Genomic DNA, 1,230 nt, shown 5'->3' with positions numbered 1-1,230 from the left:
GCATCTTCCAGTGTCAAATATTGCTTAGGCATTCGAACAATTTGTTCACAAAACCGATGATTGACTGTCTTCATTTCAGCGCTAATGGAAATACCATTACCCTTTCGTGAACCTGCCCCATAGCCTGTCATGCTTTTCACCATATATTAACACATCCAATTTAATTGGCAATTAGTTTCATAATTAGTACAGCTGCCATGTAATCCGTTGCTCTTTTTAGAGATATCCGCATAAAAAAACAAAAGGCATAGAGTTATCTCTAGTACCTTTTGGATTATAACATATTTTATTTTGATTTACTTAACAAAAATGATCCTGCTAGTAAAAAAGTTGGAACAGAAGCTAATCCTAATATCATCAGCCAATCCTTCGGTTGAATGGCAACAGTATGGAAAATGCCTTGCAGTGCCGGTACATAAATAACAACAAGCACTAACAATAGGGAGGACAATACAGCCCAAACTAAATACATGTTTCCAAATGGATTGCGGGACAATATTGATTTTTCACTGCGGCAGTCAAATACATGGATGAGCTGCGCTAGTACTAGTGTTGCAAAGGCTACAGTTTGTGCATATGCAAGATTATCTGGATTATCATTATATGCCAGCATAAAGGCAGCAATGGTCGAAAGTCCAATCAATATTCCTCTTGAAATGACCTTCCAGCCCAGACCTCTTGCAAATACACCTTCATTCGGACTGCGCGGATCACGCTTCATCACATTATCTTCCGGTCTATCAAGACCTAGAGCCATCGCTGGTAGTCCATCTGTCACTAAGTTGACCCAAAGTATTTGGATAGGAACTAATGGCAATGGCAGCGCCAAAATCATTGCAAATAGCATAACGAGAATTTCCCCGACATTAGATGCGAGCAGATACCGGATGAACTTACGAATGTTTTCATAAATATTTCTTCCTTCTATAATGGCTGATTTAATGGAAGCGAAGTTGTCATCCATTAATACAAGCGAAGAAGCTTCTTTGGCAACATCTGTACCAGTAATCCCCATTGCAATTCCTATATCTGCTGTTTTAATTGCTGGTGCGTCATTGACACCATCACCTGTCATTGCGACAATATGTCCTCTGTTTTGGAAGGCTTGAACAATTTTAAGCTTATGCTCTGGCGATACCCTTGCAAAAACAGAAACATGATCAACGACATCTTCTAATTCTTGCACACTCATATTTGCAAGCTCTTTACCTTCAAGAACTTTTGACTGAC

Annotated in this window: 2 protein-coding genes; both read right to left on the bottom strand. The window is 39.3% G+C overall.

Going from position 1 to position 1,230, the window contains the following annotated elements:
- The coding region (locus tag AB0G52_RS41200; RefSeq protein ID WP_361344446.1) for a YicC/YloC family endoribonuclease at positions 1–131 on the bottom strand (131 nt) is incomplete at its 3' end.
- Between the two features lie 155 nt (positions 132–286).
- Positions 287–1,230: HAD-IC family P-type ATPase (locus AB0G52_RS41195; RefSeq protein ID WP_361344442.1), on the bottom strand; the 944-nt coding region annotated here is incomplete at its 5' end.

Source organism: Streptomyces sp. NPDC021562 (genome assembly GCF_040640875.1).
Classification (GTDB): Bacteria; Actinomycetota; Actinomycetes; order Streptomycetales; family Streptomycetaceae; genus Streptomyces.
This window is presented reverse-complemented; position numbering and strand designations above follow the sequence as displayed.